This is a genomic window from Micromonospora sp. C28SCA-DRY-2 (assembly GCF_030519475.1).
Taxonomy (GTDB): Bacteria; Actinomycetota; Actinomycetes; order Mycobacteriales; family Micromonosporaceae; genus Micromonospora.
In genome coordinates, this window is record NZ_JAUMKD010000001.1 from 459,032 (window position 1) to 485,354 (window position 26,323).

The 26,323-nt window shown below is 74.4% G+C and carries 28 protein-coding genes; 14 read left to right on the forward strand and 14 right to left on the reverse strand.

Going from position 1 to position 26,323, the window contains the following annotated elements:
- Positions 1–17: 17 nt before the first annotated feature.
- Both Q3W71_RS02060 and Q3W71_RS02065 read left to right on the forward strand, forming a co-directional pair.
- Positions 18–683: a TrkA family potassium uptake protein gene (locus tag Q3W71_RS02060; RefSeq protein WP_302917559.1), complete on the forward strand. Its 666-nt coding sequence runs from the start codon at positions 18–20 to the stop codon at positions 681–683.
- A gap of 2 nt (positions 684–685) precedes the next feature.
- The gene (locus Q3W71_RS02065) at positions 686–1,375 is read left to right on the forward strand and encodes a TrkA family potassium uptake protein (RefSeq protein WP_088995322.1); all 690 of its coding nucleotides are present in this window, start codon (positions 686–688) and stop codon (positions 1,373–1,375) included.
- 17 nt (positions 1,376–1,392) lie between these two features.
- Here the strand turns inward: Q3W71_RS02065 and Q3W71_RS02070 are convergent, their stop codons facing one another.
- The 4 genes from Q3W71_RS02070 to dut all read right to left on the reverse strand — a co-directional run bounded on the left by Q3W71_RS02070 (position 1,393) and on the right by dut (position 3,814).
- Positions 1,393–2,073 (reverse strand): DUF3159 domain-containing protein, encoded by a 681-nt coding sequence (locus Q3W71_RS02070; protein WP_302917560.1) that lies wholly within the window; start codon positions 2,071–2,073, stop codon positions 1,393–1,395.
- On the reverse strand, positions 2,070–2,450 hold the full coding sequence (locus Q3W71_RS02075) for an OB-fold nucleic acid binding domain-containing protein (RefSeq protein ID WP_302917561.1): 381 nt from the start codon (positions 2,448–2,450) through the stop codon (positions 2,070–2,072). The genes Q3W71_RS02070 and Q3W71_RS02075 overlap by 4 nt, the downstream gene beginning before the upstream one ends.
- Before the next feature lie 124 nt (positions 2,451–2,574).
- Entirely contained in the window at positions 2,575–3,276 is a 702-nt protein-coding gene (locus Q3W71_RS02080) for a DUF3710 domain-containing protein (protein ID WP_302917562.1), read from the reverse strand.
- 25 nt (positions 3,277–3,301) lie between these two features.
- Complete coding sequence (gene dut / locus Q3W71_RS02085; RefSeq protein ID WP_302917563.1) at positions 3,302–3,814, reverse strand: dUTP diphosphatase; 513 nt, start codon at positions 3,812–3,814, stop codon at positions 3,302–3,304.
- Between the two features lie 89 nt (positions 3,815–3,903).
- Here dut and Q3W71_RS02090 point away from each other — a divergent pair, with 89 nt between their 5' ends.
- On the forward strand, positions 3,904–4,410 hold the full coding sequence (locus tag Q3W71_RS02090; protein ID WP_302918703.1) for a DUF3093 domain-containing protein: 507 nt from the start codon (positions 3,904–3,906) through the stop codon (positions 4,408–4,410).
- A gap of 10 nt (positions 4,411–4,420) precedes the next feature.
- Here the strand turns inward: Q3W71_RS02090 and Q3W71_RS02095 are convergent, their stop codons facing one another.
- Positions 4,421–5,233, reverse strand: a complete 813-nt coding sequence (locus tag Q3W71_RS02095) for a hypothetical protein (protein WP_302917564.1) — start codon at positions 5,231–5,233, stop codon at positions 4,421–4,423.
- Between the two features lie 120 nt (positions 5,234–5,353).
- Positions 5,354–5,650, reverse strand: a complete 297-nt coding sequence (locus Q3W71_RS02100) for a DUF4193 domain-containing protein (protein WP_007075406.1) — start codon at positions 5,648–5,650, stop codon at positions 5,354–5,356.
- 435 nt (positions 5,651–6,085) lie between these two features.
- On the opposite strand from Q3W71_RS02100, the gene Q3W71_RS02105 reads away from it, so the two are divergent.
- Positions 6,086–6,601, forward strand: coding sequence for a LytR C-terminal domain-containing protein (locus tag Q3W71_RS02105; RefSeq protein ID WP_302917565.1), 516 nt, complete (start codon positions 6,086–6,088; stop codon positions 6,599–6,601).
- Between the two features lie 185 nt (positions 6,602–6,786).
- Here Q3W71_RS02105 and Q3W71_RS02110 read toward each other — a convergent pair whose 3' ends face one another.
- Complete coding sequence (locus Q3W71_RS02110; protein ID WP_302917566.1) at positions 6,787–7,602, reverse strand: inositol monophosphatase family protein; 816 nt, start codon at positions 7,600–7,602, stop codon at positions 6,787–6,789.
- Positions 7,603–7,890: 288 nt separating this feature from the next.
- On the opposite strand from Q3W71_RS02110, the gene Q3W71_RS02115 reads away from it, so the two are divergent.
- On the forward strand, positions 7,891–9,501 hold the full coding sequence (locus Q3W71_RS02115) for an RNA polymerase sigma factor (RefSeq protein ID WP_302917567.1): 1,611 nt from the start codon (positions 7,891–7,893) through the stop codon (positions 9,499–9,501).
- Between the two features lie 245 nt (positions 9,502–9,746).
- Complete coding sequence (locus Q3W71_RS02120) at positions 9,747–9,980, forward strand: hypothetical protein (RefSeq protein ID WP_073835435.1); 234 nt, start codon at positions 9,747–9,749, stop codon at positions 9,978–9,980.
- A 211-nt stretch (positions 9,981–10,191) separates the two neighbouring features.
- On the opposite strand, the gene Q3W71_RS02125 is transcribed toward Q3W71_RS02120, so the two are convergent.
- The 3 genes from Q3W71_RS02125 to Q3W71_RS02135 form a co-directional block, all read right to left on the reverse strand.
- Positions 10,192–11,925 carry a DEAD/DEAH box helicase gene (locus Q3W71_RS02125; protein WP_302917568.1) on the reverse strand — a complete coding sequence of 578 codons (1,734 nt, stop codon included), beginning with the start codon at positions 11,923–11,925 and terminating at the stop codon, positions 10,192–10,194.
- A gap of 213 nt (positions 11,926–12,138) precedes the next feature.
- Positions 12,139–12,777, reverse strand: a complete 639-nt coding sequence (locus Q3W71_RS02130; protein ID WP_302917569.1) for a trimeric intracellular cation channel family protein — start codon at positions 12,775–12,777, stop codon at positions 12,139–12,141.
- A 40-nt stretch (positions 12,778–12,817) separates the two neighbouring features.
- Positions 12,818–13,036 (reverse strand): DUF3039 domain-containing protein, encoded by a 219-nt coding sequence (locus tag Q3W71_RS02135; protein ID WP_091340497.1) that lies wholly within the window; start codon positions 13,034–13,036, stop codon positions 12,818–12,820.
- Between the two features lie 88 nt (positions 13,037–13,124).
- On the opposite strand from Q3W71_RS02135, the gene Q3W71_RS02140 reads away from it, so the two are divergent.
- Together Q3W71_RS02140 and Q3W71_RS02145 are read left to right on the forward strand one after the other, a co-directional pair.
- A complete protein-coding gene (locus Q3W71_RS02140; RefSeq protein WP_302917570.1) occupies positions 13,125–14,054 on the forward strand; it encodes a pseudouridine-5'-phosphate glycosidase in 930 nt (309 codons plus the stop codon).
- Positions 14,051–14,944 carry a carbohydrate kinase family protein gene (locus Q3W71_RS02145; RefSeq protein ID WP_302917571.1) on the forward strand — a complete coding sequence of 298 codons (894 nt, stop codon included), beginning with the start codon at positions 14,051–14,053 and terminating at the stop codon, positions 14,942–14,944. The genes Q3W71_RS02140 and Q3W71_RS02145 overlap by 4 nt, the downstream gene beginning before the upstream one ends.
- Positions 14,945–14,974: 30 nt before the next feature.
- Here Q3W71_RS02145 and Q3W71_RS02150 read toward each other — a convergent pair whose 3' ends face one another.
- Positions 14,975–15,334 (reverse strand): DUF3099 domain-containing protein, encoded by a 360-nt coding sequence (locus Q3W71_RS02150; RefSeq protein ID WP_302917572.1) that lies wholly within the window; start codon positions 15,332–15,334, stop codon positions 14,975–14,977.
- A gap of 104 nt (positions 15,335–15,438) precedes the next feature.
- On the opposite strand from Q3W71_RS02150, the gene Q3W71_RS02155 reads away from it, so the two are divergent.
- Positions 15,439–15,750 (forward strand): hypothetical protein, encoded by a 312-nt coding sequence (locus Q3W71_RS02155; protein ID WP_302917573.1) that lies wholly within the window; start codon positions 15,439–15,441, stop codon positions 15,748–15,750.
- The gene (locus tag Q3W71_RS02160) at positions 15,740–16,051 is read left to right on the forward strand and encodes a hypothetical protein (protein WP_302918704.1); all 312 of its coding nucleotides are present in this window, start codon (positions 15,740–15,742) and stop codon (positions 16,049–16,051) included. Before Q3W71_RS02155 ends, Q3W71_RS02160 begins: the two co-directional genes overlap by 11 nt.
- Positions 16,052–16,064: 13 nt before the next feature.
- Here Q3W71_RS02160 and Q3W71_RS02165 read toward each other — a convergent pair whose 3' ends face one another.
- The 3 genes from Q3W71_RS02165 to Q3W71_RS02175 all read right to left on the reverse strand — a co-directional run bounded on the left by Q3W71_RS02165 (position 16,065) and on the right by Q3W71_RS02175 (position 19,274).
- A complete protein-coding gene (locus Q3W71_RS02165; RefSeq protein ID WP_302917574.1) occupies positions 16,065–17,306 on the reverse strand; it encodes a low temperature requirement protein A in 1,242 nt (413 codons plus the stop codon).
- Between the two features lie 53 nt (positions 17,307–17,359).
- Complete coding sequence (locus Q3W71_RS02170; RefSeq protein WP_302917575.1) at positions 17,360–17,950, reverse strand: HhH-GPD-type base excision DNA repair protein; 591 nt, start codon at positions 17,948–17,950, stop codon at positions 17,360–17,362.
- Positions 17,951–18,053: 103 nt separating this feature from the next.
- Positions 18,054–19,274 (reverse strand): S8 family peptidase, encoded by a 1,221-nt coding sequence (locus Q3W71_RS02175; RefSeq protein ID WP_302917576.1) that lies wholly within the window; start codon positions 19,272–19,274, stop codon positions 18,054–18,056.
- 191 nt (positions 19,275–19,465) lie between these two features.
- On the opposite strand from Q3W71_RS02175, the gene Q3W71_RS02180 reads away from it, so the two are divergent.
- The 4 genes from Q3W71_RS02180 (at position 19,466) to Q3W71_RS02195 (ending at position 26,282) form a co-directional block, all read left to right on the forward strand.
- Positions 19,466–20,950, forward strand: coding sequence for a methyltransferase (locus Q3W71_RS02180; RefSeq protein ID WP_302917577.1), 1,485 nt, complete (start codon positions 19,466–19,468; stop codon positions 20,948–20,950).
- Positions 20,950–21,372 (forward strand): D-aminoacyl-tRNA deacylase, encoded by a 423-nt coding sequence (gene dtd / locus Q3W71_RS02185; protein WP_302917578.1) that lies wholly within the window; start codon positions 20,950–20,952, stop codon positions 21,370–21,372. Before Q3W71_RS02180 ends, dtd begins: the two co-directional genes overlap by 1 nt.
- Positions 21,373–21,478: 106 nt before the next feature.
- Complete coding sequence (locus Q3W71_RS02190) at positions 21,479–25,177, forward strand: S8 family serine peptidase (RefSeq protein WP_302917579.1); 3,699 nt, start codon at positions 21,479–21,481, stop codon at positions 25,175–25,177.
- Positions 25,178–25,301: 124 nt separating this feature from the next.
- The gene (locus tag Q3W71_RS02195; RefSeq protein ID WP_302917580.1) at positions 25,302–26,282 is read left to right on the forward strand and encodes a helix-turn-helix domain-containing protein; all 981 of its coding nucleotides are present in this window, start codon (positions 25,302–25,304) and stop codon (positions 26,280–26,282) included.
- The last annotated feature ends 41 nt before the right edge of the window (positions 26,283–26,323 follow it).

Consider the following 26,323-nt stretch of genomic DNA (forward strand, 5'->3'; position numbering starts at 1 on the left):
CACCTTGGGAGGGCAGCGTGCACGTCGTGATCATGGGATGTGGCCGGGTCGGCTCGACCCTCGCCCACAGCCTGGAGTCCCGGGGGCACTCGGTGGCGGTCATCGACCAGGACGCCGACGCCTTCCGCCGGCTCGGCCCGGACTTCGCCGGGATCACCGTCACCGGCGCCGGCTTCGACGGCGAGGTGCTGCGCCAGGCCGGCATCGAGCGGGCGGACGCCTTCGCGGCGGTCTCCAGCGGCGACAACTCCAACATCATCTCGGCCCGGCTGGCCCGGGAGACCTTCGGGGTGTCCCGGGTCGCCGCCCGGATCTACGACCAGCGCCGCGCCCAGGTCTACGAGCGGCTGGGCATCCCCACCGTGGCCACCGTCCGGTGGACGGCCGACCGGATGCTGCGGCACCTGGTGCCGGAGGGGAACGTGGAGATCTTCCGCGACCCGACCAGCACGGTGTCGATCGTCGAGGTGCCGACGCACAAGGACTGGATCGGCCGGCCGGTGCGCGCCCTGGAGGACGCCACCGGGGCCCGGGTGGCGTACCTGACCCGCTTCGGTATCGGCACGCTGCCCACCACGTCCAGCGTCGTGCAGGAGGGTGACCAGGTCTTCATGCTGGTCACCGACGACATCGTGGCGACGGTCACGTCGGTGGCGGCGGCGCCGCCGGAAGGAGTGCACTGAGCATGCGGATCGCCATCGCCGGCGCCGGCAACGTGGGCCGTTCCATCGCCCAGGAGCTGATCGACAACGGCCACCAGGTGATGCTCATCGAGCGCCAGCCCAAGATGCTCCGGCCGGACCGGGTGCCGGCCGCGGAGTGGGTGCTGGCCGACGCGTGCGAGCTGACCAGCCTGGAGGAGGCCAACGTCGCCGGCTGCGACGTGGTGGTCGCGGCCACCGGCGACGACAAGGTCAACCTGGTGGTGTCGCTGCTGGCCAAGACCGAGTTCGCGGTGCCCCGGGTGGTCGCCCGGGTGAACCGGGCCGAGAACGAGTGGCTCTTCACCGAGCAGTGGGGCGTGGACGTCGCGGTGAGCAAGCCCCGGGTGATGGCCGCCCTGGTCGAGGAGGCGGTCACGGTCGGCGACCTGGTCCGGCTGATGACCTTCCGGCAGGGCGAGGCCAACCTGGTCGAGATCACCCTGCCGACCACCGCCCCGTACGTCGGCCAGCCGCTGCACGCGGTGCCGCTGCCCCGCGACTCGGCGCTGGTGGCGATCCTGCGGGGCAAGCGGGTGCTGGTGCCCAGCCCGGACGACCCGCTGGAGGCCGGCGACGAGCTGATCTTCGTCTGCACCGCCGAGGTGGAGGACGCGGTGCGGGCCGTGGTGCTCGGGCCGGACAGCGTCGAGCGGACCCGCGAGGCGCGCTGACCCCGACCGGGGGTGGCTCAGCCGCCGGCCAGCGGGGCCGGCTGGTTCTCCCGGGTGGCGCGGCGGACGGTCCAGACGGTGATCAGCAGCAGCAGCGCGTAGGGCGGGTAGCCCAGCGCCAGCCGGGCCACGCCGAGCGCGGTGTCCTGGTGGGCGAGGTAGAGCCCGGCCTGCACGCCCACCTTGGCCAGCCAGACCACGCCCCAGAGCACGGTCAGCCCGGTGAAGGTCTTCACCAGCCGCGGGTCGTCGCGCCACTCCGAGCGGCCCTGGGCCACCAGCACCGACCAGATCCACCCCACCAGGGGCTGCCGGATCGCCGCCGAGAGCAGCAGCGCCAGGCCGTAGCCGATGCCGTAGAGGATGCCGGGGAGGTAGAAGTCCCGCTCGTCGCCGGTACGCCAGGCGATCGCCGCGCCGATGGCGATGCCGAAGAGCCCGTTGACCGCGTGCCGGACGGGCCGGCGCTGGGCCAGCCGCAGCACCGCGATCGCCAGCGCCACGGCCACCGCGGCGATCACCGCGGGGCGCAGCTCGCCGAGGATGTTGGCGACCACGAAGACGACCACCGGGATGCTCGACTCGACCAGCCCCCGCCAGCCGCCGAGCTGGTCGGCCATCTGCTCGGCGATGGAGGGCAGCCGCTCCTCCTCCGGCCCGGTCTCCGGCTCCGCCGCCCGGTGCTGTCCGGTCGTCACTTCGGCGACTCCAGCTCGTAGTACGGGTTGTAGATGACCTTCCGGTCGTCCCGGACGGCCACCCGCCCGCGCGCGGTGAGGTGCCGGCCGGGCTCGATGCCGGCGATGTGCCGCCGGCCCAGCCAGACCAGCGTCACCACGTCGCTGCCGTCGTAGAGGTCCGCCTCCAGGGTGGGCAGGTTGGTGCGCGGGGTGTAGACCACGGTGCGCAGCCGCCCGGAGACGGACACCACCTGGCCCCGGTGGCACTGCCGGGCCGGCACGCCGCCGTGCTCGGCGCTCTCCTTCTGCAGCTCCTGCGCCTCGATCTCGGCCTCGCTGGCCGTGAACCGGCGCAGCATCCGCCGCAGCGATCTCCGGTCCTCGTCGGTCGTCATGACCTCCGCGTCACCCTTCCACGCCGGCCGGCCCGCGCCGGCACTGCCCGAGCCCGGCGGCGCCGGGACCGTTCCGCCAGCGTACGCCGAGCGGGCCGGTCCCGGCGGGCCGGCGAACGCCGGGTCAGACCTCGCGGGGCTCCGCAGCCGCCCGGCCGGCCGCCGCACCCGTGTCGGCTCCCTCGGCGCCGGCCGGGGCGGCCTGCTCGGCGACGTCCCGGGGCAGCCGCAGCGGCAGCGGCTCGCGCACCGGCTTCGCCTCCTGGCCCCGGTCGACCACCAGCCCGTCGAGGCACTGGGCCAGCGGCCCGGCCGCGGCCGGGTCGACGGCCGCCGGGCCCTGGTAGACCCCGCGGACCATCCAGCGCGGCCCGTCGATGCCGACGAACCGCAGGTCGGTCAGGCCGTCCGGGGTGCGCACCCGGGCCCGCAGCTCGGTGCCGTACTCCCCCTCGGCCTCCTGGGCGGCGGCGCCGTCGTTGAACAGCGACTGCCGGATCTCCTCGCGCACCTCGTCCCAGATGCCCTCGGAGCGGGGCGCGGCGAAGACGCCGAGTTGGAGCGCGTTCTGGCCGTGCACCAGCACCACCTGCTGGATCACGCCCTGCGGGTCGGCCTGCACCCGCACCTCCACCTCGGGCACCGCCGGGATCTGCAGGCTGCCCAGGTCGAGCCGCTGCACGCCGGCGGGCGCCTCGCTGACGTCGTACGGGCCGCGCGCCGGGGCCGCCGGGGTCTGCTCGCCGTCGTGGCTGTCGAGGACCTCGGTGGTCCGCTCGTCGCGGCCGCGCCGCCCGGCGTCGGCCCGCTTACGGGAGAAGATCACTGCGCCAACCCTCCGCTGTTCGCACTCACCCTGCCACCTCTTCCGTCCGCCCGTCCGCCCCGTCGGTGCGCGGCGCGGGCGGCACCAGCCCGGCGTGCCCGCCGGTGGAGCCGTGCCCGCCGGCGCCGCGCGGGGACGCGGGCAGCTCGACCACCGGCTGGAAGACCGCCCGTTCCACCCGCTGGATGACGAGCTGGGCGATCCGGTCGCCACGGGAGATCTTCGCCGGCACGTCCCGATCATGGTTGATCAGGTTGACCAGGATCTCACCCCGGTAGCCGGCGTCGACCGTACCGGGCGCGTTGAGCACGGTCACGCCGAGCCTGGCCGCCAGCCCCGACCGGGGGTGGACCAGGCCCACGTACCCCTCGGGGAGGGCGATCGCCAGGCCGGTCGGGACCAGGGCCCGACCGCCGGGTGGCAGCTCCACGTCCGCGGCGGCCACCAGGTCGGCCCCGGCGTCACCGGGATGGGCGTACGCCGGCAGCGGCAGCTCCGGGTCGAGCTGCCGTACGGGCACGGGTACGACGTCGGTCACGGTTCCCCTCTTCCGTCCGGTTCACGGGGTGACCCTGCCATCCTGCCGGGTACCCGGGCGGTTGTGCGCCGTACCCTCGGACTGTGAGCCTGTCGCCATCCTCGCCGTCGCCGTCGCCGTCACCGACGTCGCCCGTCGCGGCGCCCACCGAGCACTCCGAGCGGCTCGGCCTGCCCTGGTGGCTCTGGCTGGCCGGGGTGGCCGCGGCCGCCCTGCTCGCCGCCGAGCTCTGGATGGGCTACTCCGGGGTCCGCGCGTGGCTGCCGTTCGCGGTGCTGCCGCCGGCGGCCGTGCTCGGTCTGGCCTGGCTCGGCCGGGTCCGGGTCGCGGTACGCGACGGCGAGCTGCGGGTGGACGACGCCCGCCTGCCGGTGCGGTTCGTGGCGGACGCGATCCCGCTGGACGCCGCCGGCCGGCGCGAGGTGCTCGGGGTCGGCGCGGATCCGCTGGCGTTCGTGGTGCAGCGGCCGTGGATCAGCGGCGCGGTGCAGGTGGTGCTGGACGACCCGGCCGACCCGACCCCGTTCTGGGTGGTGAGCAGCCGCCGCCCGGTCGAGCTGGCCGAGGCGATCCTGGCCGCCCGCGACGCCGGCTGACCGCCGCCGCTCAGGGGCGCGCGGACGCGCCGGGCGGCTCCGGTGGGGCCCCCGGCAACGCGCGGCGCCTGCGGTGCAGGTCGGCCCGGACCTGGTCGGCCAACCCCCGGGTGGCTCGCCGGTTGAGGTAGCTGGCGACCGCCGCCCCGGTGAGGAACGGCCCGAGCGTGGTCAGGTTGCGCCCGAAGCGCCGCAGCAGGGTGTCCCGCAGTTCCCGGCGGGCCGCGGTGCCGAGCACGGCGCCCACCCCGGCGCCGGGGATCATCGGGTTGACCCCGCGCTGGCTGGCCCAGGAGTGCACCAGCGCGACGGCGCGCGGGGTGCCGCCCATCGGCAGCGAGACCCCGTAGACCTCGTGCAGCTCGCCGACCAGCTTCAGCTCGATCGCCACCACGGCGACCGTCTCGGCGGCCAGCAGCACCGGCGCGGAGAGCAGGGTCGGGGTGACCGCCCACTCCACGGCGGCGACGCCGCCACCGGCGGCGCCCACCCCGGCCGTCGCCCGGGCGGCGTTGCGTACCAGCCGGTCGGCGAGCGCGTCGTCGTCCAGCCCGGGGAAGTGCCGGCGCAGGGTGGCCAGGTCACGCACCGGCACGTGCGGCGCGATCTCGGCGACCGTGTCGACCATCCAGCGGACCGCGGCGCGGGGCTTGAACAGGTCGCCGAGCCCGCGGGCCCGGGCCTGCCCGACGAGCCGGGTGAGCAGTTGCCGGCGCCGGGCCGGCTCGATCTCGTCGGCGGTCAGCGCGGCGACGGTCGCCCCCAGCTCGTCGTCCGCGCCACGCTCGCCCACACCCGCCTCGTCCGCGCCACGCTCGCTCATCGAACCAACCTCCGTGCCGGCTACCCGTCACGAGTCAAGCAGTTCCCCGGGCGCGCCGCACGACGACTCGGACAGCGGCGGCCCCCGCCCGGGAGCCGCCGCTGGTGGACCCGGTGCGGATCAGACGCACTCGCGGCAGATCAGCTCGCCGTTGCGCTCGACCGCCAGCTGGCTGCGGTGGTGCACCAGGAAGCAGCGGGCGCAGCGGAACTCGTCCTGCTGCATCGGCAGCACCTTGACCGTGAGCTCCTCGTCGGCCAGGTCGGCGCCGGGCAGCTCGAAGCTCTCGGCCACCTCGGCCTCGTCGACGTCCACGGCGCCCGACTGTGAGTCGACGCGCCGGGCCTTGAGCTCTTCCAGGCTGTCCTCGCCGAGGTCGACCTCGTCGCGACGCGGGGCGTCGTAGTCGGTGGCCATCGGTTTCACTCTCCCATATCGATGTTGTCGCTTCCGGTTGTAACGCCGGACGACGCTGTTTCGGTTCCGCTGGCCGGCCACCACTTGTGTCGGTCACCCGACCCGGCTGACCGTACGGGCCGGCGCCGCCAGAGGAACTCCTCCAGCGAGCGCGGAACCATACCCCCCCTTTGGGCGAGGCATGTATACCGCCCTCGTGGCTGAGATGTACGCCCCCGCACGCGAAGTTGTTCCCAATGTGACTCAGGCGACACGAAGATAGGGGTAGTAGTACCCGGTTCCGGGATGGCGCGCCGGCATGTCCGGCTGTTTCCACGCGACGGCCGGACAACCGTTAACCTCAGCGGCGTACTCGACGGCCGGCGGGGCGGTCCGACCGCCGGCGGCCGCCGCCACCCATCACTGTCCGGGAGCACCCTGATGAGCTTTGCGCGAGTGCGAGCACTCGTTGTCGTCGGCCTGCTGGGGGTGCTCGCCCTGGTCTTCGTGGTCGTCGCGCTGGTCCGCGACACCCAGGGCAACGCCGGCCTCGCCGGTGGCTGCCCGGAGGGCTGGCCGCTGGTCGACGTGAGCCTGCGCGAGCCCAAGGACGTGAAGATCAACGTGCTGAACGGCACCGACCAGCCGGGTCTCGCCGCCAACATCGCCGACGACTTCCGCAACCGGAAGTTCCAGGTCAAGAAGGAAGGCAACGAGAAGAAGCAGGTCGACGAGGTGGCGGTGCTGCGCTACGGCCCGAAGGGCGTCGGCTCGGCCCACCTGCTCCGGGCGTACTTCCTGAACGCCGCCAAGTACGAGTACGACGCCGGCCGCCAGGACGACACCGTCGACGTGGTGCTGGGCAACGACTTCCAGCAGTTGGCCACCACCACCGAGGTCAACCAGTCGCTGGGCGACCTGGGCTCGCCGGTGGCGCCGCCCGGCTCCTGCCCGATGCCCGAGAAGGGCTGACCGGCCCGGCCGGCTCCAGCGGCTCCCGGTCGCGGCGGCCGTCCCACCCCGGGGAGACGGGTGCCCGCCCCTGCCCGGACGCCGCTGCCCCGGCCCCACGCCGCTGCCCCCGGGAGCGCGCCACCGCCACCGGGGGCCGCGCTGCCGCAGCCGGCCCAGGGCGGCCACCGGGCGCGGGACGGCCGTCAGGGGCCGCCGGAGGCGTCCAGGTCGGCCAGCCGGGTGTGCAGCGGCCCGAACAGCGCCGGCGGGGCGGCGATGACCATGTCCGGGCCCGGCGGGAGCCCGCCCAGTCCGCCGACCCGCAGCCCGGCCTCGCCGGCCACCAGGCCGCCGGCGGCCAGGTCCCAGGCGGCCAGCCCCTTCTCGTAGTACGCGTCCACCCGGCCCTCGGCGGCCAGGCAGAGGTCGAGCGCGGCGGCGCCCAGCCGGCGGATGTCCCGCACGTGCGGGATCAGCTCGGCGATCACCCGGGCCTGGTGCGCCCGACGCCCCGGGTCGTAGCCGAAACCGGTGGCCACCAGCGCCTGGCCGAGATCGGTCTCGGTGGAGCAGCGCAGCCGCTCGCCGTCGCGCCAGGCGCCGCCACCCCGGGTGGCGGTCCACTCCTCGCCGGTGCTGACGTTGCGCACCACCCCGGCGACCACCTGGCCGTCCACCTCGGCGGCCAGCGAGACCGCGCAGTGCGGCAGCCCGTAGAGGTAGTTCACCGTGCCGTCGATCGGGTCGAGGATCCAGCGCACCCCGCCCGGCCCGGCCGGGCCGCCCGCGCCGTACTCCTCGCCGAGCACCGCGTCCGCCGGCCGCAGCCGGTGCAGCGCCTCCATCACCTGCCGCTCCACCGCCCGGTCCGCGGCGGTCACCACGTCCGTGGCGGTGCTCTTGGTGGCCGCCACCGACACGCCCTCGGCCCGCATCCGGTGCGCCGTCGCGGCCGCGTCCCGGGCCACCTCGACCGCGATCTCCAGCAGTTCCCGCGGCGCCGGCGCCGTCCGGTCCATCGTCCGTCCCCTTCCCGCACGACCGGGGTGTTCCGGATCCTGCGCGGGTATCATCCTTACAAAGTCCACATCTGCGTCGAATCCGCGGTCCCCGCCGCGGGTACGCCGTGCGCCGCAGGATGATCGCCGCAGACGGCGTTACAATTCACCCCTGCCCACGCGCCACGGACCGCCAGCGACCGGCCGGCCCGGGACACGGGGGTTCCTCAACCACATCGTTCGGCACGGTGCCCCGCTCTGCGTCGGACGACCCGGCCGTGCTCGCTCTTCGCCTCCGGAAGGTCATTCGTGACAGAACCCCGCCAGACCGGCGCCGACGTTCGCTCGCTCACCGACACCCTGATCGCCCACGCGCAGAGCGCCGGCGGCCAGCTCACGTCGGCCCAGCTCGCGCGCACCGTCGAGTCCGCCGAGGTGACTCCGGCCCAGGCCAAGAAGATCCTGCGGGCGCTCTCCGAGGCGGGAGTGACCGTGGTGGTGGACGGCTCGGCCAGCACCCGCCGCCGGGTGGCCGCCGCCCGCTCGGCCACGCCGGCGTCCCGGGCCACCACCGCCAAGACCACCAAGAAGGCCGCCGCGCCGGCCCCGAAGCAGGCGCCCGCCGCCGAGGAGGCCCCGGCGCCGGCGCCGCGGAAGGCGACCGCGCGCAAGGCCGCCGGCACCACCGCCGAGGTGGCCGCCAAGGCCGCCGCGCCGGCCAAGAAGGCCACCCGGGCCACCAAGGCCACGGTGGCCGCCGCGACCGGCCCGGCGAAGGCCACCAAGGCCGCCGGCAAGGCCAAGGGCGACGCCGCCGAGGGCGAGATCGACCCGGAGGAACTCGCCGCCGAGATCGAGGACGTCGTGGTCGAGGAGCCGGCCGAGCTGACCCAGGCCGCCGAGACCGACGCGGCCAACTCGGCCAGCGACAACGACTTCGAGTGGGACGACGAGGAGTCCGAGGCGCTCAAGCAGGCCCGCCGGGACGCCGAGCTGACCGCCTCCGCGGACTCGGTCCGGGCGTACCTCAAGCAGATCGGCAAGGTGCCGCTGCTCAACGCCGAGCAGGAGGTGGAGCTCGCCAAGCGGATCGAGGCCGGGCTCTACGCCGCCGAGCGGCTGCGCGCGGCCGAGGAGGGCGAGGAGAAGCTCACCCGCGACATGCAGCGGGACCTGCTCTGGATCTCCCGCGACGGCGAGCGTGCCAAGAACCACCTGCTCGAGGCCAACCTGCGGCTGGTCGTCTCGCTGGCCAAGCGCTACACCGGTCGCGGCATGGCCTTCCTCGACCTGATCCAGGAGGGCAACCTCGGCCTGATCCGCGCGGTCGAGAAGTTCGACTACACCAAGGGCTACAAGTTCTCCACCTACGCCACCTGGTGGATCCGCCAGGCCATCACCCGCGCCATGGCCGACCAGGCCCGCACCATCCGCATCCCGGTGCACATGGTCGAGGTGATCAACAAGCTCGGCCGGATCCAGCGCGAGCTGCTCCAGGACCTGGGCCGCGAGCCCACCCCGGAGGAGCTGGCCAAGGAGATGGACATCACACCGGAGAAGGTGCTGGAGATCCAGCAGTACGCCCGGGAGCCCATCTCGCTCGACCAGACCATCGGTGACGAGGGCGACAGCCAGCTCGGCGACTTCATCGAAGACTCGGAGGCCGTGGTCGCGGTCGACGCCGTCTCGTTCTCGCTGCTGCAGGACCAGCTCCAGCAGGTGCTGCAGACGTTGTCCGAGCGTGAGGCGGGTGTGGTACGCCTGCGCTTCGGCCTCACCGACGGCCAGCCGCGCACCCTGGACGAGATCGGCCAGGTGTACGGCGTGACCCGGGAGCGTATCCGGCAGATCGAGTCCAAGACGATGTCCAAGCTGCGTCACCCGTCGCGGTCGCAGGTGCTGCGGGATTACCTCGACTGATCCGCGATCGTCAACCCGGCGTGTCGTTTTGGCCACTTGGCGTGCAACGTCGGATGGTGATCCTTCGGTTGCACGAATGTGATCGTTGACGTGGCACCCTTGGTGCACGGCACACTGTGCCTGCCATGTGTGACCTCCATCCCGCGCGGGCACACAGGGAAGGCAAGGCCCCACAAGGGTGTTGCACGATAGGTGAGCAACGACCGAAGAGATTGTTCATCGGTGACGACCAGAGGAGGAAGGCGATGACCCCGACCCTCACGCCGCCGCCCGAGACGGTGAGCCCCCCGGCCGCCGATGAACGGTGCGACCGCTGCAATGCTGCCGGCAAGCTCCGGATCACTCTGGCGGGTGGTAGCGAGCTGGTGTTCTGTGGGCACCACGCGAACAAGTACGCGGAGGATCTCGTGAAGATCACCGTGCGGTACGCCACGGACCCCGAGTTCAGCTGGCGTGGCGCCGATCTGATGGCGAACTGAGTCCGCTAACCGACATAGCCGGCCGGAGGCACCCCCAGGGTGCCTCCGGCCGGCTTTTCGCTGTCCGCGCCCGGTGACCGCCCGATCGCATCCACCCCACGCACCCCTCACCCCCCGGCTCAGGTCGGCCGACGCGGGGCAGGCGTGCGGTGGGCCTGCTGCGCTGCTCACGGCGAGACGATCAGGGCACGGCGGGATGAGCGTCCGGCCGTCAGAGGGTCTGGACGGTGGCGATGCGCTCTTCGAGTTGTTCGATGGTGGCCTGGGCGCTGGGCGGGCCGCCGCAGAGCCGGCGCAGCTCGGCGTGGATCTTGCCGTGCGGCTGGCCGGTGCGGTGGTGCCGGGCGGCCACCAGGGCGTTCAACTGCCGGCGCAGCGCCACCCGGCGCTGAGCGGCACTCATCGGGGCGGCCGGCTGCGGGGGTGCGTCGGCGGCCGGCTCGGTCGCCCGCGCGGCGGCCTTGCGCCGCTGGGCGGCCAGCTGCTCGGCCTGCCGCTTGCTCAGCAGCAGGGCCACCTGGTCGGCGGTGAGCAGGCCGGGCAGGCCGAGGTACTCCTCCTCCTCCGGGGTGCCGGCCTGGGCGGCGGTGCCGAACGAGGCGCCGTCGAAGATCACCTGGTCCAGTTCGGCGGTGGCGGAGAGCGCCGCGAACCGCTTCTCCAGCTCGCCGCTGGCCTGCTCGTCGCGCTGGGCGCGTTCCAGCAGGTCGTCGTCGAAGCCCTCGCGGTCCTTCGGCTTGCCGAGCACGTGGTCCCGCTCGGCCTCCATCTCGCTGGCCAGCCCGAGCAGGTGCGGCACGCTGGGCAGGAAGACCGAGGCGGTCTCGCCGGGGCGACGGGCCCGGACGAACCGGCCGATCGCCTGGGCGAAGTAGAGCGGCGTGCTGGCGCTGGTGGCGTAGACCCCGACCGCCAGCCGGGGGATGTCGACCCCCTCGGAGACCATCCGCACCGCCACCAGCCAGCGCTGCTCGGACGCCGCGAAGCTGGCGATCCGCGCGGAGGCGCCGACGTCGTCGGAGAGCACCACTGCCGCCTTCTCGCCGGTCACCTGCTCGACCAGCTTGGCGTACGCGCGGGCGGCCTGCTGGTCGCTGGCGATCACCAGACCGCCCGCGTCACTCATGCCGGCCTCGCGCAGCACGGTGAGCCGTGCGTCGGCGGCCCGCAGCACCTGCGGCATCCAGTCACCGGCCGGGTCCAGGGCGGTCCGCCAGGCCTGGGCGATCAGGTCCTGGGTCATCGGCTCGCCCAGCCGGGCGGCCAGCTCCTCCCCGGCGTTGGTGCGCCACCGCGTCTCCCCCGAGTACGCCAGGAAGAGCACCGGCCGGACCACGCCGTCGCGCAGCGCGTCGGAGTAGCCGTAGACCGAGTCGGCGCGGGACCGGAGCAGGCCGTCGTCGCCCCGCTCGTAGCTGACGAACGGGATCGGGTTGTCGTCGGAGCGGAACGGGGTGCCGGTGAGCATCAGCCGGCGGACCGCCGGCTCGAAGGCGGCCTTCACCCCGTCACCCCAGGACCGGGAGTCCCCGGCGTGGTGGATCTCGTCGAGGATGACCAGGGTGCGCCGGGTCATGGTGCGCCGCCGGTGCACCTGCGGGGCCATGCCGACCTGGGCGTAGGTGACCACCGCGCCGTGGAAGTCCGCCGAGGAGTGCAGGTCGGCGTTGCGGAACGCGGCGTCGAGCTGGATGCCGACCCGGGCGGCCGAGGCGGCCCACTGGGTCTTCAGGTGCTCGGTCGGGGCGACCACGGTGACCGCCTCGACGGTGCCGTCGGCGAGCAGCTCGGCGGCGATCCGCAGGGCGAAGGTGGTCTTGCCGGCGCCGGGCGTGGCGACCGCTGTGAAGTCCTCGCTCCGGCGGCGCAGGTACTCCACCAGCGCCTTGCGCTGCCAGGCGCGTAGTGCCGGAAACGTCTCGATCGCCGGCAACCGGGCAGCCACGCGACGCTCCTCTCCGACCGCACACAGGCGGACCCCGGCCGAGGGCCAACGGGGACCGCCGCCCATGAAAACGCCTCCGCGCAGAAGATGCCGCGAAGGCCGACTCAGCATAACCAGCGGCCCCCACCGGGTGCAGCGGACGCCACGCTGGTCACCCCGGTCACATCCGGAGCGCCACCACCGCGCGTCCCCGCCACCACCGGGACGGCCGGATCAGAGGCCCGGGCCGCGCGGCGGGCGCAGCGTGGCCACCGGGGCCGACCAGCGCCGGCGCAGCGCCACCAGGCGGATGCCGAAGACCAGCGCCGCGGCGGCGATCAGCCAGCCCGCCTCGGCCCGGTCGAGGGCGTGCAGCATCGCCACCACGACCGAGCCGACGAGCGCGGCGACCGCGTAGATCTCCCGCCGGAGCACCACCGGGATCTCGGCGGTGAGCAGGTCCCGGCCGAGGCCGCCGCCGATCGCGGTGAGCATGCCGATCACGCAGGCGCCGACCGCGGGCACCTGGGCGTCCAGGGCCTTCAGGGTGCCGGTGACGGTGAACAGGCCGAGGCCGGCCGCGTCCAGCACCAGCACGGTGGTGCGCAGCCGGGCGAGCTGGGGGTGCAGCCAGAACACGGCGGCGGCGGTGACCGCCGCGGTCGCCGCGTAGCGCCAGTCGGCGAAGGCCAGCGGCGGGACCTCGTCGATGACCAGGTCCCGGAAGATACCGCCGCCGAGGGCCGCGACGAAGCCGACGAAGACGACACCGAAAAGGTCGAGCCGTTTGGCCACCGCCGCGGAGGCACCGGAGGCGGCGAAGACGGCCACCCCGGTCAGGTCGGCGAGGAGCAGCGCGGTGGAGGTGGTCACCGCCGCAGGCTACGTGGGCGGCCGGCGGGGCCGCCCGTGATCACTCGGCCCAGGAGTCGTAGATCTCCTTGCACTTCGGGCAGACCGGGGAACCGGGCTTGGCGGCCTTGGTCACCGGGAAGGTCTCCCCGCAGAGCGCGACGACGAACGTGCCCATCACGGCACTTTCGGCAATCTTGTCCTTCCGGACGTAGTGGAACATCTCCGGACCGGTGTCGGCGTCCTTCAGCTCCGGACGCTCGAGGACCTGTGTGCTCACTTTTCCACCTCCAACCCTCAAGTCTGGCAGGTCACCGCGGCCCGGTCCACTTCAGCCCGGCCGGGACGCGGCCCGTACCGTGGCGGTCGTGAACAACTTCCACATCCGTTACGGCACCGAGGTGGCCGACGCGCTGCGCGACGGGCGTCCCGTCGTCGCCCTGGAGAGCACCATCGTCTCGCACGGGCTGCCCCGCCCGGACAACCTGCGGGTCGCCCGGCAGATCGAGCAGGCGGTCCGGGACGCCGGGGCGGTGCCGGCGACCATCGGCATGGTCGGCGGCAACCTGGTGGTGGGCCTCGACGACGCCGAGCTGACCCGGCTGGCCACCGCCGACGGGGTGACCAAGCTCTCCGTACGCGATCTGGCGGTGGCCGCCGCCACCGGCGCGGACGGCGCCACCACCGTGGCCGCGACCAGCGCGGTGGCCGCGGCGGCCGGGATCGGGGTGTTCGCCACCGGTGGCCTGGGCGGGGTGCACCGGGAGGCGGCGCAGACCTTCGACGAGTCGGCCGACCTGGTCACCCTGGCCCGGACGCCGATCGCGGTGGTCTGCGCCGGGGTCAAGTCGATCCTCGACGTGGGCGCCACGCTGGAGCGGCTGGAGACCCTCGGCGTCGGCGTGGTCGGCTACCGCACCCGGCGCTTCCCCGGCTTCTTCGTCACCGATGGCGGCTTCGACCTGGACTGGTCGGTCGACAGCCCGGAGCTGGTGGCCGACGTGCTGGCCGCCCGGGAGCAGCACGGCGTGCACCGCGGCGGCCTGATCGTGGCGAACCCGCTGCCGGCCGACGAGCAGCTCGACCCGGACCTGCACGACAGCACCCTCGCCGAAGGGCTGGCCCGGCTGGAGCGCGACGGGGTGACCGGCAAGGCGGTGACGCCCTACCTGCTGGCGCACTTCCACTCGGCGACGGAGGGGGCGAGCCTGGCGGTGAACGTCCGGATCATCCTGCGCAACGCCGACCTCGCCGCCCGGATCGCGGTCGCCGCGGCCGCCCGCCGCGCCGACGCATGACCGCAGGCCGCGTCCTCGTCGTCGGTGACCTGATCACCGACGTGGTGGCGGTGCTGGCCGGGCCGCCGGCCACCGGGTCCGACACGCCGGCGGCGATCCGGTTCAGCGGTGGCGGACAGGCCGCCAACACCGCTGCCTGGCTCGCCGCCCGGGGCGTGCCGGTGACGCTGGTCGGCGCGGTCGGCGACGACAGCCAGGGGCGGGACCGGGTGGCCGAGCTGGCGCGCGCCGGGGTCGACTGCGCGGTCAGCCGGCACCCGGACCACCCCACCGGCACCGTGATCGTGCTGACCACCGACGGCGAACGCACGATGATCACCGAGCGGGGCGCCAACCTGTGGCTGACCGCGGAACACGTCGAGGCGGCGCTGGCCGCCGCACCGGACGCGGCGCACCTGCACCTGTCCGGCTACACCCTGCTGGACGCGGCGTCCCGCCCGGCCGGCCTGGCCGCGTTGGCCGCCGCGCGCGGGCGTGGGCTCACCACCAGCGTCGACGCGGCCTCCGCCGCACCGCTGCGGCGGGTCGGCGCGGCGGCCTTCCTGACCTGGGTACGCGACGTCGACCTGCTGCTGGTCAACGCGGACGAGGCGACCGTGCTGGCCGGCGGGCTGGACCCGGCCGCCCAGGGTCGGGCGTTGACGGCGTCCGCCCGGCGGGTGGTGGTGAAGCGGGGCGCGGCCGGGGCGGTCTGGGTGGACCGGGACGGGGCGGTGACGGTGTCGCCGGCCCGCCGGGTGGCGGTGGTGGACGTCACCGGCGCCGGGGACGCCTTCGCGGCCGGGCTGCTCTCCGCGTGGCTGGCCGGGGCGGCACCGGCGGCGGCGCTGGCCCGGGCCGGTGACCTCGGCGCGTCGGCGGTCTCCCAGGTGGGCGCCCGCCCGGAGTGAGCCGACCCGGCCGGGTGGAGCCCGGCCGGGTCAGGGCTCGGCGTCGATGACCTTGTGCGGCCGTTCCTCGGCCGTGAGGCTCATCGGCGGTGTCTCGTCCCGGTGCCGGGCCTGGAACCGGTTCATCAGCCGGTGCTCGTCCTTCGGCGGCCGGTCGTTGGCCAGCAGCACGGCCAGCCAGGGGATGAGCAACATGCCCAACGCGACCATCGGCAGCCAGAGCCAGAGCAGCGGGGCCTGCACGCCGACCAGGATCGCACCGACGATCAGGCAGGCCACCCGGATGCCCATCATCAGCACGTACCGCTTCTGCCGGCTGGTGAGCTGGTCGTCCTGGCTGCGCGAGGCGTCGGTGATCAGGATCGGCTGGTACGCCTGACGCTTCACCACGGACCTCCTCGAGGGGGTTACGCCCCATCCTGTCACCCCGAGCCCGTGATCAGCGAAATTCCGCGGCATCGAGGCTCGTGTTACGCCCGTGGTACGCTCGCCCCGTGGGCAGCAGGTTCAGCTTCACCGACGAGGCGTTGGCCAACCTGAGGGTCTACGACGTCACGCCGGGGGAAGTCTGGGAGGCGCTGCACAGCAGCCGGCGGGTCATCCGCCACCTGGGCGACGACGTGATGGTCGTCTACGCCGCCGCCCGCCGGGGGCGTCGGCTGGCCGTGCTGCTCGCCGAGGCCGACGGCACCGACAACGACTGGGACATCCTCTCCGCCCGCGAGCTGACCGAGGTCGAGGCCAAGCGCTACGACGAGGCAGTGCGGAGGTCCCACCGACGAGGAGGCGGTGACGATGCACCGTAACGACGCGACCAAGCAGTTCCACAGCGGCGGTGACCGGCTCGCGGAGCTGATCGACGAGAGCCCGCCGGTGGAGCTGCCCACCCCCGACACCGACACCCCGATGGTGAGCCGCTCGGTCCGGCTGCCGCTGGAGACGTACGAGCGGGTGCGGGCGGCCGCCGAGGCCCGGGGCATCGGCGTCACCACGCTGATGCGGCAGTGGATCGAGGCCGGGCTGGCCGACCTCGACGACTCGGCCACCGTCTCGCTCGCCGACGTCCGGCGCGCGCTGGCCGCGCTGGCCCACCCGACGGCCGCCTGAACCCCACACCCGCTCAGGGGGCCCGGTGGAAGTCGCCGCCCGCGTCCCCGCCGTGCAGCAGCGGTGAGGCGGGCACCTCGGGGGGCCGGCCCCGGCTGCGCCACGCGTCGGCGGTGGCCACCGCGGCCAGCACGGCGGCGACCGCCGCCAACGCCACCATCGGCGAGCTCAGGGTGAGGGCCGGCGCCAGCAGGAGCAGTGCCGCCAGTCCGCCCCAGCGCGACCAGGACACCCGGCCGAAGATCTCGTACTCGAAGCGGGCCCGGGCGGCCAGGAAGATCGCCGGGCCGCCCACCACGAAGACCAGCCAACCCGGATCGGTCCGGCCGTACGGGTGCGCGATCACCAACTCGTAGCCCACGCCCGTGCCCAGCACCCCGACCACGATGGCCAGGTGGGTGGCGCCGACGGAGGAGCCGAGCCGCCCCGCCGACCGGGCCACCCGCAACGCCTCGGCGAGCAGGTGGCCCGCCCGGTGGAAGTAGATCCGCCAGAGCAGGGCCGTGGTGACGAACGCGATGGCGAAGGCGCCGGCCCGGTCGGCGGTGAACGCCATCCCGCTGTAGGTCACGCCGATGACCAGGATGGTCTCCCCCAGCGAGATGAGGAAGATCTGCTGGTACCGGTCGGCCAGGTGCTCGCCGGCGATCAGCCAGCCGGACGCCCGCGCCGGGCCCAGGCGGGGCAGCGGCCAGCCGAGCAGGAGGCCGATGCCGTCGACGGTCAGCGCGAGCACCCACAGCGGCAGGCGCAGCTCGTCCGGTGCGTACGCCCCGGCCAGCCAGGGCACGGCACCGGCCGCCGCCCACGCGGCCAGCCGCAGCGGCACCGTGCGGCGCGGATGGCGGTGCAGTGCCGCGGCGACGACCAGCGGCCGGCCGATCATCGCCGCCAGGTAGCCGAGCACGAACGGCAGCGCCCGGTCCTCGAACGCGCCGGGCAGCGCGACCGCCATCACCAGCGCGGCGAACATCGACCCCACCACGACGAACTGGATCACGCCGTGCTCGGGCTCGTACCGGCTGGTGACCCAGGTGGTGATCGACCAGAGCAGCCAGAGGGCGAGGAAGAGCACGCCGGTGCGCGCGACCTCGACCGCCAGTTCACCGCCGGAGTCCCCGGCGGCGTCGATCAGGCGCACCGAGACCCGGGTCAGCGCGAAGACGAAGACCAGGTCGAAGAAGAGTTCGAGGAAGGTGGCCCGGGTCGCGCTGACCTCGGGGCGCAGCAGTTGCGCTCCGCGCCAGTCCGTCATCGGTCGCCCGTCGCCATCCTGCCTACAACGACCGTGCCGGCGGCCCGGTTGCGTCAGCCCTGCGCGGTCTTCGCCTTGGCCGCCGCCTTCATCTGCTGCTTGTACTCGCGCACCCGGCGCAGCGAGTCCGCGTCGACGACGTCCGCCACCGACCGGTGCGCGTCCGGGTCGCCGTACCCGCCGGCCGCCTCCCGCCAGCCCTCCGGCGTGACGCCGAACCGCTTGCCGAGCAGGGCGAGGAAGATCTGCGCCTTCTGCTTGCCGAAGCCGGGCAGGTCGGCGATGCGCCGCAGCAGTTCCCGGCCGTCGGTGACGTCGGACCAGAGCCGGGCGGCGTCGCCGTCGTAGCGGTCGACGAGGACCCGGCACACCTCCTGCACCCGGGCGGCCATCGCCTTGGGGAAGCGGTGCAGCGCGGGCGGCTGGGCGAAGAGGGCGACCAGGGCCTCCGGGTCGTACCCGGCCAGTTCCGCGGCGTCCGGCTCGTGCCCGAGCCGTTGGGTCAGCACGTACGGCGAGGAGAACGCCTTCTCCATCGGCACCTGCTGGTCGAGGACCATGCCGAGGAGCAGAGCCAGCGGGCTGCGCTCCAGCAGCCGGTTGGCCTCGGGATCGATGGGCAGCGCGAGCGTCATGGCAGCCATGGTCCCGCACGAACCGGCCCGGGTGCAGCCGGGACACCGAACCCGCCGGCACGCACCCGCGGCCCGGCGGACCGGTCAGGTCGGTCCGCCGGGCCGGTCGGGGTCAGTTGACCACGAAGAGCAGCCGGTTCGGCGAGCCGGAGCCGGGGTTGGTCACCTGGCCGGTGGTGGCGTTGCTGGTCAGGTAGCTGCTGACCTGCGCCGGCGACCAGGACGGGTTGGCCGAGAGCACGAGGGCGGCGGCGCCGGCCACGTGCGGCGAGGCCATCGAGGTGCCGCTGATGGTGTTGCTGGCGGTGTCGCTGGTCCGCCAGGCCGACAGGATGCTCGATCCGGGGGCGAAGACGTCCACGCAGGAGCCGTAGTTGGAGAACGACGAACGGGCGTCGCTGCTGGTGGTGGAGCCGACGGTGATCGCGGCCGGGGTGCGGGCCGGGGAGTAGTTGCAGGCGTTGGCGCTGGAGTTGCCGGCCGCCACCGCGTAGCTCACCCCGGAGTTGATCGAGTTGGCCACCGCGTTGTCGATGGCGCTGCTCGCCCCGCCGCCGAGGCTCATGTTGGCGACCGCCGGCTTGACCGCGTTGGCGGTGACCCAGTTGACGCCGTTCACCACGCTGGTGGTGCTGCCGCTGCCCGAGCAGTTGAGCACCTTGACCGCGATCAGCCGCACCTGCTTGGCGACGCCGTAGGTGGAGCCGCCGACGGTGCCGGCGACGTGCGTGCCGTGGCCGTTGCAGTCGGTGTTGTTGCTGTCCACCGTGTTGGTGCCCCAGGTGGCCCGGCCGCCGAACTGGGAGTGGGTGGTCCGGATGCCGGTGTCGATGATGTACGCCCGCACGTTCGACGCGGTGTTCGGGTAGGTGAAGCTGCGGCTCAGCGGCAGGGTGCGCTGGTCGATGCGGTCCAGCCCCCACGGCGGGTTGGACTGGGTGGCCTGGACGGTGAGCACCTGGTCCTGCTCCACGTAGGCGACCGCCGGGTCGGCGGCGAGCCGGCCGGCCTGGGTGGCGCTCATCCGGGCGCTGAAGCCGGTCAGCGCCGCGCTGTACACGTCGCCGACGCTGCCGCCGTACCGCTTGGTCAGCGCGCTGGCCCGCTCGGGCACGGCCGCGCGGGCGGTGGCGGTGCCCGCGGCGCCGGCCGCGTCCGGCCGGAGGACGACCAGGTAGCTACCGCTGATCGCGTTCGGGGACGCGGCGCCCCGGATCTCCCCGGTGGGTGGCGCCGCCAGGGCGGGGGTGGCGGCCGCGGTGACGGCCGCCATGCCGGCGGCGACGGCGAGCGCCCGGAACAGACGCCGCCGCGCAACGGACCCTGCTGGCATCGTGTGCCTCCTCATCGGTACGCCCGGCCGTGCCTGCTGGGCCGCGGGGCGCACCCTCGACGGTTGGTGCCGCAGATGGTAGCCGTTACATCGACGATGATGATAGAGATGATTGTCGATTAGTTTGGGCGTCCGGCACGGATGTCGCGGGTGGCGCCGCCCGCCGCGACGGCAGGAGGCAGGATGGCGACGTGGACGAACACGACATGCTGCTCTCCCCCGCCGGGGTGACGGCGCTGCGGACCGCGCTCACCCGGGCCGGGTTCACCGCCAACGGCATCGCCACCCGGCTGGGCCCGCAGGCCACCGGCGGGGTGGCCCGCAACGACTTCCGGGCCGCGCTGCGGGCCACCGAGGAGCGCGACCCGCTCGGCACCCTGATCCGGGTCTTCATCTGCGAGCAGACCGAGCCGGAGGCGGCGGTGGCCGCCGCGCTGGCGCCCCTGTCGATCGAGGAGGCACTCGCCGGCGGCCTGGTCGAGCGGCACGGCGACGGCCTGCGGATGGGGCTGGACCTGGAGCCCTACGGCGACGACTGGTGGGTGCTCGCCGACGTGCCGGCCAGCGCCCGGCCGGGCCGGCCGCTGCACGCCGAGCACGTGCTCGGCATCGGTGGAGCGACCCAGACCCTGATCGGCGCCACCGTCCGCCGGCCGGTGGAGACCGCCCTCGACCTGGGCACCGGCTCCGGGGTGCAGGCGTTGCACCTGTCCACCCACACCCGGCGGGTCACCGCCACCGACGTCTCCGAGCGGGCGCTGCGCTTCGCCGCCACCACCGCCGCGCTGAACGGGCAGGACTGGGAACTGCTCCGCGGCGACCTGGTCGCCCCGGTGGCCGGGCGCCGGTTCGACCTGGTGGTCAGCAACCCGCCGTTCGTGGTCGGGCCGGGCACCACCACGCACGTCTACCGGGACTCCGGGCGGGTGGGCGACGCGATCGGGGCCGAGCTGGCCGCCGCCGCGCCCGACCTGCTCACCGAGGGCGGCACCATGCAGTACCTGGCGAACTGGGTGCACGTCGCCGGGGAGGACTGGGCCGAGCGGGTCACCGGCTGGTTCGCCGGCACCGGCCTGGACGCCTGGGTGATCCAGCGCGAGGTGGCCGACCCGATGGCGTACGTCAACCTGTGGCTGACCGACGTCGGCGAGGCCGCCGACCCGCAGCGGATGGCCGACTGGCTGGACTGGTTCGACGCGCACAAGGTGGAGGCGATCGGCTTCGGCATCGTGTCGCTGCGCCGGGCCGGGCACGACGACCCGGTGATCCGGGTGGAGGACCTGCGCCAGCGGGTGGAGGCGCCGATGGGCGACCGGATCGCCGGCTGGTTCGACCGGCAGGACTGGCTGCGTACGCGCGGCGCCGACGGCCTGCTCGCCGCGCGCTACCGGGCCGCCGAAGGGCTCCAGCTGCGCCAGGAGGCCACCATGGGCGACGAGGGCTGGGCGGTCGACCGGCAGGTGCTCGCCATGCCGCACGGGCTGCGCTGGACCGAGGAGATCGACCCCCTGGTGCTGGCCCTGGTCGGCGGGGCCGACGGGCGGTTGCCGTTGCGCGACCAGCTCGCCCTGCTCGCCGCCGCGCACGACGTGGCCGTCGACGAGCTGGCCGAGGCGGCCGGGCCGATCGTGGCGCACCTGGTCGAGCGGGGCTTCATCGAGCCGGTGACCGGCTGATGCGGGCGGTGGTGCAGACCGTCGGCCGGGCCGGGGTGACGGTCGACGGCGAGCTGGTCGGCGAGATCTCCGACGGGCTGCTGGTGCTGCTCGGGGTCACCCACACCGACACCGTGGAGACCGCGCGCACGATGGCCCGCAAGGTGCACGAGCTGCGCATCCTCGACGACGAGCGGTCGGCCGCCGACACGGGGGCGCCGATCCTGGTGGTCAGCCAGTTCACCCTCTACGGCGACGCCCGCAAGGGGCGCCGTCCGAGTTGGACGGCGGCGGCCCCGGCCGAGGTCGCCGAGCCGCTGGTGACCGCGGTCGTCGAGGCGCTGCGCACCCGGGGGGCGAAGGTCGAGACCGGGCGGTTCCGCGCGCACATGCTGGTGGAGAGCGTCAACGTCGGGCCGCGCACCATCCTGCTCGATCTCTGACGGCTCCCGCGGGCCGGCCAGGCGGGCGGTGGCGGAGTGACGCCGTGGCGTGACCCCGCCACCGCAAGCTGTTCACCGGGCCGGACGGCGGCGGTAGAACCGTCGCATGCCATCGCCCTCACAGCCCTCCGCCGCCGGCCGGACGAGACGGCGGCTGCTCGCCGCCGCGACCGCCGCCGGACTGGTCGCGGCCGGCGCCGCCGCGATCCAGCCACCCGCCGCCGCGGCCGACCCGGCCCCGCCCGCCCCGGCCACCACCCGGGACACCCACACCGTCACCCTGGTCACCGGCGACGTGGTCACGGTGACCACGTTCGCCGACGGCCAGTCCACCGCCGACGTCGACCGGCCCGACCACGCCACCGGCGGGGTACGGATCCAGCAGAGCGGCGGCGACCTCTACGTGCTGCCCGACGAGGCGCTGCCGCTGCTCGGCAGCGACCGGCTGGACCGGCGGCTGTTCAACGTCACCGACCTGATCGAGATGGGCTACGACGACGCCCGGACGGCGGAACTGCCGCTGATCGCCACCTATCCCCCGGCCAGGGTCCGGGCGGGTCGCCCGGCCGCTCCGCCGGGCACCAAGGTGGTCCGCGAGCTGCCCAGCGTCACCGGCGCCGCGCTGGCCGCCGACAAGAAGCAGGCCCGCGCCTTCTGGTCCACCGTCGCGTCCGCGCCGGCGGCCCGGTCCGGCACGGCGCTCGGCGGCGGGCTGGCGAAGCTCTGGCTGGACGGCCGGGTGCGGGCCAGCCTGACCGAGAGCGTGCCGCAGGTCGGCGCCCCGGCCGCGTGGGCCGCCGGCTACGACGGCGCGGGCGTGACGGTCGCGGTGCTGGACAGCGGGGTCGACGCCGGCCACCCCGACCTGGCCGGCCAGGTCGACGAGGCGGTCAGCTTCGTGCCCGGCGAGGACGTCTCCGACCCGAACGGGCACGGCACCCACGTCGCCTCGACGATCGCCGGCACCGGGGCGGCCTCCGGCGGCGACCGCAAGGGCGTCGCCCCCGGCGCCGACCTGATCGTCGGCAAGGTGCTCGGCAACGACGGGTACGGGCAGGACTCGTGGATCATCGCCGGCATGCAGTGGGCGGCCGAGTCCGGGGCCGACGTGGTCAACATGAGCCTGGGCGACGCGTCGCGCACCGACGGAACCGACCCGATGACGGCGGCGGTGGACACCCTCACCGCCCGGCACGGCACGCTCTTCGTGGTGGCCGCGGGCAACTCCGGCCCGCAGACCATCGGCTCGCCCGGCACCTCGGCCAGCGCGCTGACCGTCGGCGCGGTGGACAAACAGGACGAGCTGGCCTGGTTCTCCAGCACCGGCCCGCTGGCCCGTACCGGCGCGCTGAAGCCGGACCTGAGCGCGCCCGGCGTCGGCATCACCGCCGCCCGGTCCGGGCAGGCCGCCGGCGAGGGCGCGTACCAGAGCATGGACGGCACCTCGATGGCCGCCCCGCACGTGGCGGGAGCGGCGGCGATCCTCGCCCAGCGGCACCCCGACTGGTCCGGCCCGCAGCTCAAGGAGGCGCTGACGAGCAGCGCCAAGGGCCTGTCCGACAGCTACCAGCCCTACCAGGTGGGCAGCGGCCGGCTGGACGTGGCGGCGGCGGTGCGCAACACCGTCCGGGCCACCGGCTCGGCGTTCTTCGGCAGCTTCGACTGGCCGCACGAGCCCACCGACGCGCCGGTCGTCCGGTCGGTCACCTTCACCAACTCCGGCCCGGCGGACGTCACCCTCGACCTGGCGCTCACCGGCACCGGCCCGTTCACCCTGGGCGCCACCTCGGTGACCGTCCCCGCCGGCGGCAGCGCCGACGTTCCGGTGACCGGGGACCCGCGCGGCGAGGCCCACGGCCAGCTCACCGGTTACCTGGTCGGCACCGACGCGGCCACCGGCGCGCCGGTCACCCGCACCGCGCTCGCCCTGCTCAAGGAGGACGAGCGGTACGACCTGACGGTCAGACTGACCGGCCGGGACGGCCGGCCCACCAGTTCCGAGGTGGTGCTGAAGAAGGCCGGCGAGTACTACCCGTGGCGGTACGCCGTCGACGGCGAGCGGACGCTGCGGCTGCCGCCGGGCACGTACACCGTGGAGGCGGTGCTGGACGTCCCCGGTGAACGGCCCGACCGGCTCGGCCTCGCCCTGCTGGTCGACCCGGAGACGGTGCTCGACGGCGCGGCCGAGGTGGTGCTGGACGCGAGCCGCGCCCGCCTGCTCGACACCACCGCGCCGCAGCGCGCCGAGGACCGGCAGCGCCGGCTCGACTACCGGGTCGAGTACGCCGGCGGCGACAGCTACCGTGCGGCCTACCAGGTGCCGGTCAGGTACGACGACCTCTACGTGACGCCGACCGAGCCGGTCCGCCAGGGGTCGTTCACGATGGCGACCCGGTGGCGCAAGGGCGAGCCGATGCTCAGCCTGCGCTCCCCCGGCGAGCCGCCGCTGGCGGCCACCGTGCAGCCGGGCAGCGCGCTCACCGCGGGCACCGGGAAGCTGCGCCCGGTCCACGCCGGCACCGGCGCCCCCGCCGACTACGCCGGCATCGACGCCAAGGGCCGGATCGCGGTGGTGACCCGCAGCGACGCGGTCTCCCCGGCGGAGCGGGCCGCCGCCGCGGCGGACGCCGGAGCGGCGCTGCTGCTCGTCGTCAACGACGGGCCCGGCATCCTCAACGAGTACGTCGGCGAGGCCCGGATCCCGGTGGCCACCCTGCACCGCGACGCGGGACAGCGGCTGATCACGGCGATCCGTCGCGGCACGGCGCCCAAGCTGACCGTGGAACGGGCGCCGTACGCGAACTACGTCTACGACCTGACCCGGGTCTACCCGGACCAGGTGCCGGACCGGCCGCTCCGGTACCACCCGGACCACCGGGACCTGGCCCGGCTCGACGCCCGCTACCACGCCGTGCGGGACACCGCCGGCGCCGGCTACCGGTACGACATGACCTTCAGCCCGGCGTTCGGCTTCCCGGAGTCGGAGTGGCACCCCGGCACCCGTACCGAGTGGGTCACCCCGGACGTGGTCTGGCACGAGGTGCACCAGCAGGACAGCTGGACCGACACCGCCTACCTGAACACGTACGCCAAGGGCACCGCGACCCGGCTGGACTGGTTCGCACCCGCCGTCCGGCCCGCCTTCAACCGGGCGTTCGGGGTCCGCAACAGCCGCTACCGCGACTTCATGACCCTCAACGTGCAGGCCTGGAGCCCGTCGGACGACATCCTGGAGCACGGCGGCAACCTGGACTGGGGGTCGGTGCCGACCAACCTGAAGCTGTACCAGGGCGACACCCTGCTGGACGAGAACACCTTCAACGCCGATCTCCAGTGGACCGAGGTGCCCGCCGGGACGCTGCCGTACCGCCTGGTGCTGGACGCCTCGCGGCCGGCCGAGCAGTGGCGGCTCTCCACCCGTACGCACACCGAGTGGGACTTCGTCTCCGGCTCCAACCAGGCGGACACCTTCGTGCCGTTCGCACTGCTGCAGCTCGACTACGCGCTGGAGACGGACCTGCGGGGTGACGTCAGGGCGGGCACCAGCCAGCAGATCAGTGTCACGGCGGGGCCGCAGCCGGGTGGCACCGGCACCGGCACCGTCACCTCGGTCGAGCTGGAGGTCTCGTACGACGACGGCGGCAGCTGGCAGCCGGTGACGCTGAGCCAGGGCGCCGGCGACCGGTGGACCGGCTCGCTGAAGCTGCCGAAGCAGCCCGGCTTCGTCTCGGTCCGGGCCGCCGCGCGGACCGACGCCGGCTTCGCCATCCGGCAGGAACTCATCCGGGCGTACGGCCTGCGGTGAGCCGGCCGGCGGACCCCCGGGACCGGCACCGTCCCGGGGGTCCGCCCCGCCCCGCCCCTGGTCAAGATCCATGAAGGTGACCCATACTCTGCGTGCCGTCACCGCCGGAGGGAGGCAGCCACCGATGCTGGGCGCCCTGGGTCTGAGCCCGGACGACGAGGCGGTCTACGGCCTGCTGGTCCGGCGCGGGTCGGCCGGCCCGGCCGAGCTGGCCGACGCCCTGCGGCTGCCCACCGCGACCATCGGCGCGGCGCTGTCCCACCTGGCCGCGTCCGGCCTGGTGAAGTCCGGCCCGGACGAGGCGTACTCGGTGGCACCGCCGGCGGTCGCGCTCGGGGCGCTGATCAGCGAGCAGCGCAGCGCCCTGCGCAGCGCCGAGCTGGCGCTGGTCACGTTGGCCGAGGAGTACCGGGGTGCGGTCGCGGGCCGGGCCATCGACGAACTGATCGAGGTGGTCACCGGCATGGACGCCATCCGCCACCGGTTCGCCCAGGTGCAGCACGCCGCCCGGACGGAGGTCCGCAGCTTCGTCACCACGCCCTTCATCGCCGTGCCGCCGGGCACCAACGCGGTCGAGGAGGTGGCGGTGGGGCACGGCGTGCGGTTCCGGGTCGTGGTGGATCGCCCGACGCTGGCCGAGCCCGGGGTGGTCACCGAGACACTGGAGTCGCTGCGCAACGGCGTCCAGGTGCGGGTGGTCGACTCGTTGCCGATCAAGCTGATCCTGGCCGACGCGGACCTGGCCCTGGTGCCGCTCGCCGGCACGCCCGGCGGCGAGCCCGGCGCCGTGCTGCTGCACCGCACCGGGCTGCTGGCGGCGATGGACGCGTTGTTCGAGACCGTGTGGCGCACCGCCCGCCCGCTCGACCTGACCGCCGAGGGCCTGGCCGAGCGCCCGGACGCCGACGGCACGGCCGGCCCGACCGAGCTGGACCGCCGGATCCTGGCGCTGCTGCTGGCCGGGCTCACCGACCAGGTGGTCGCCGCCCAGCTCGACCTGTCGTTGCGGACGCTGCAACGGCGGCTGCGCCACCTGATGGACCTGGCCGGCGTCGAGACCCGGATGCAGCTCGGCTGGCACGCCGCCAAGCACGGCTGGACCTGACCGGGCTCCCCCGCCGACCGGCGCCGGCCCGGCCCGGCCCG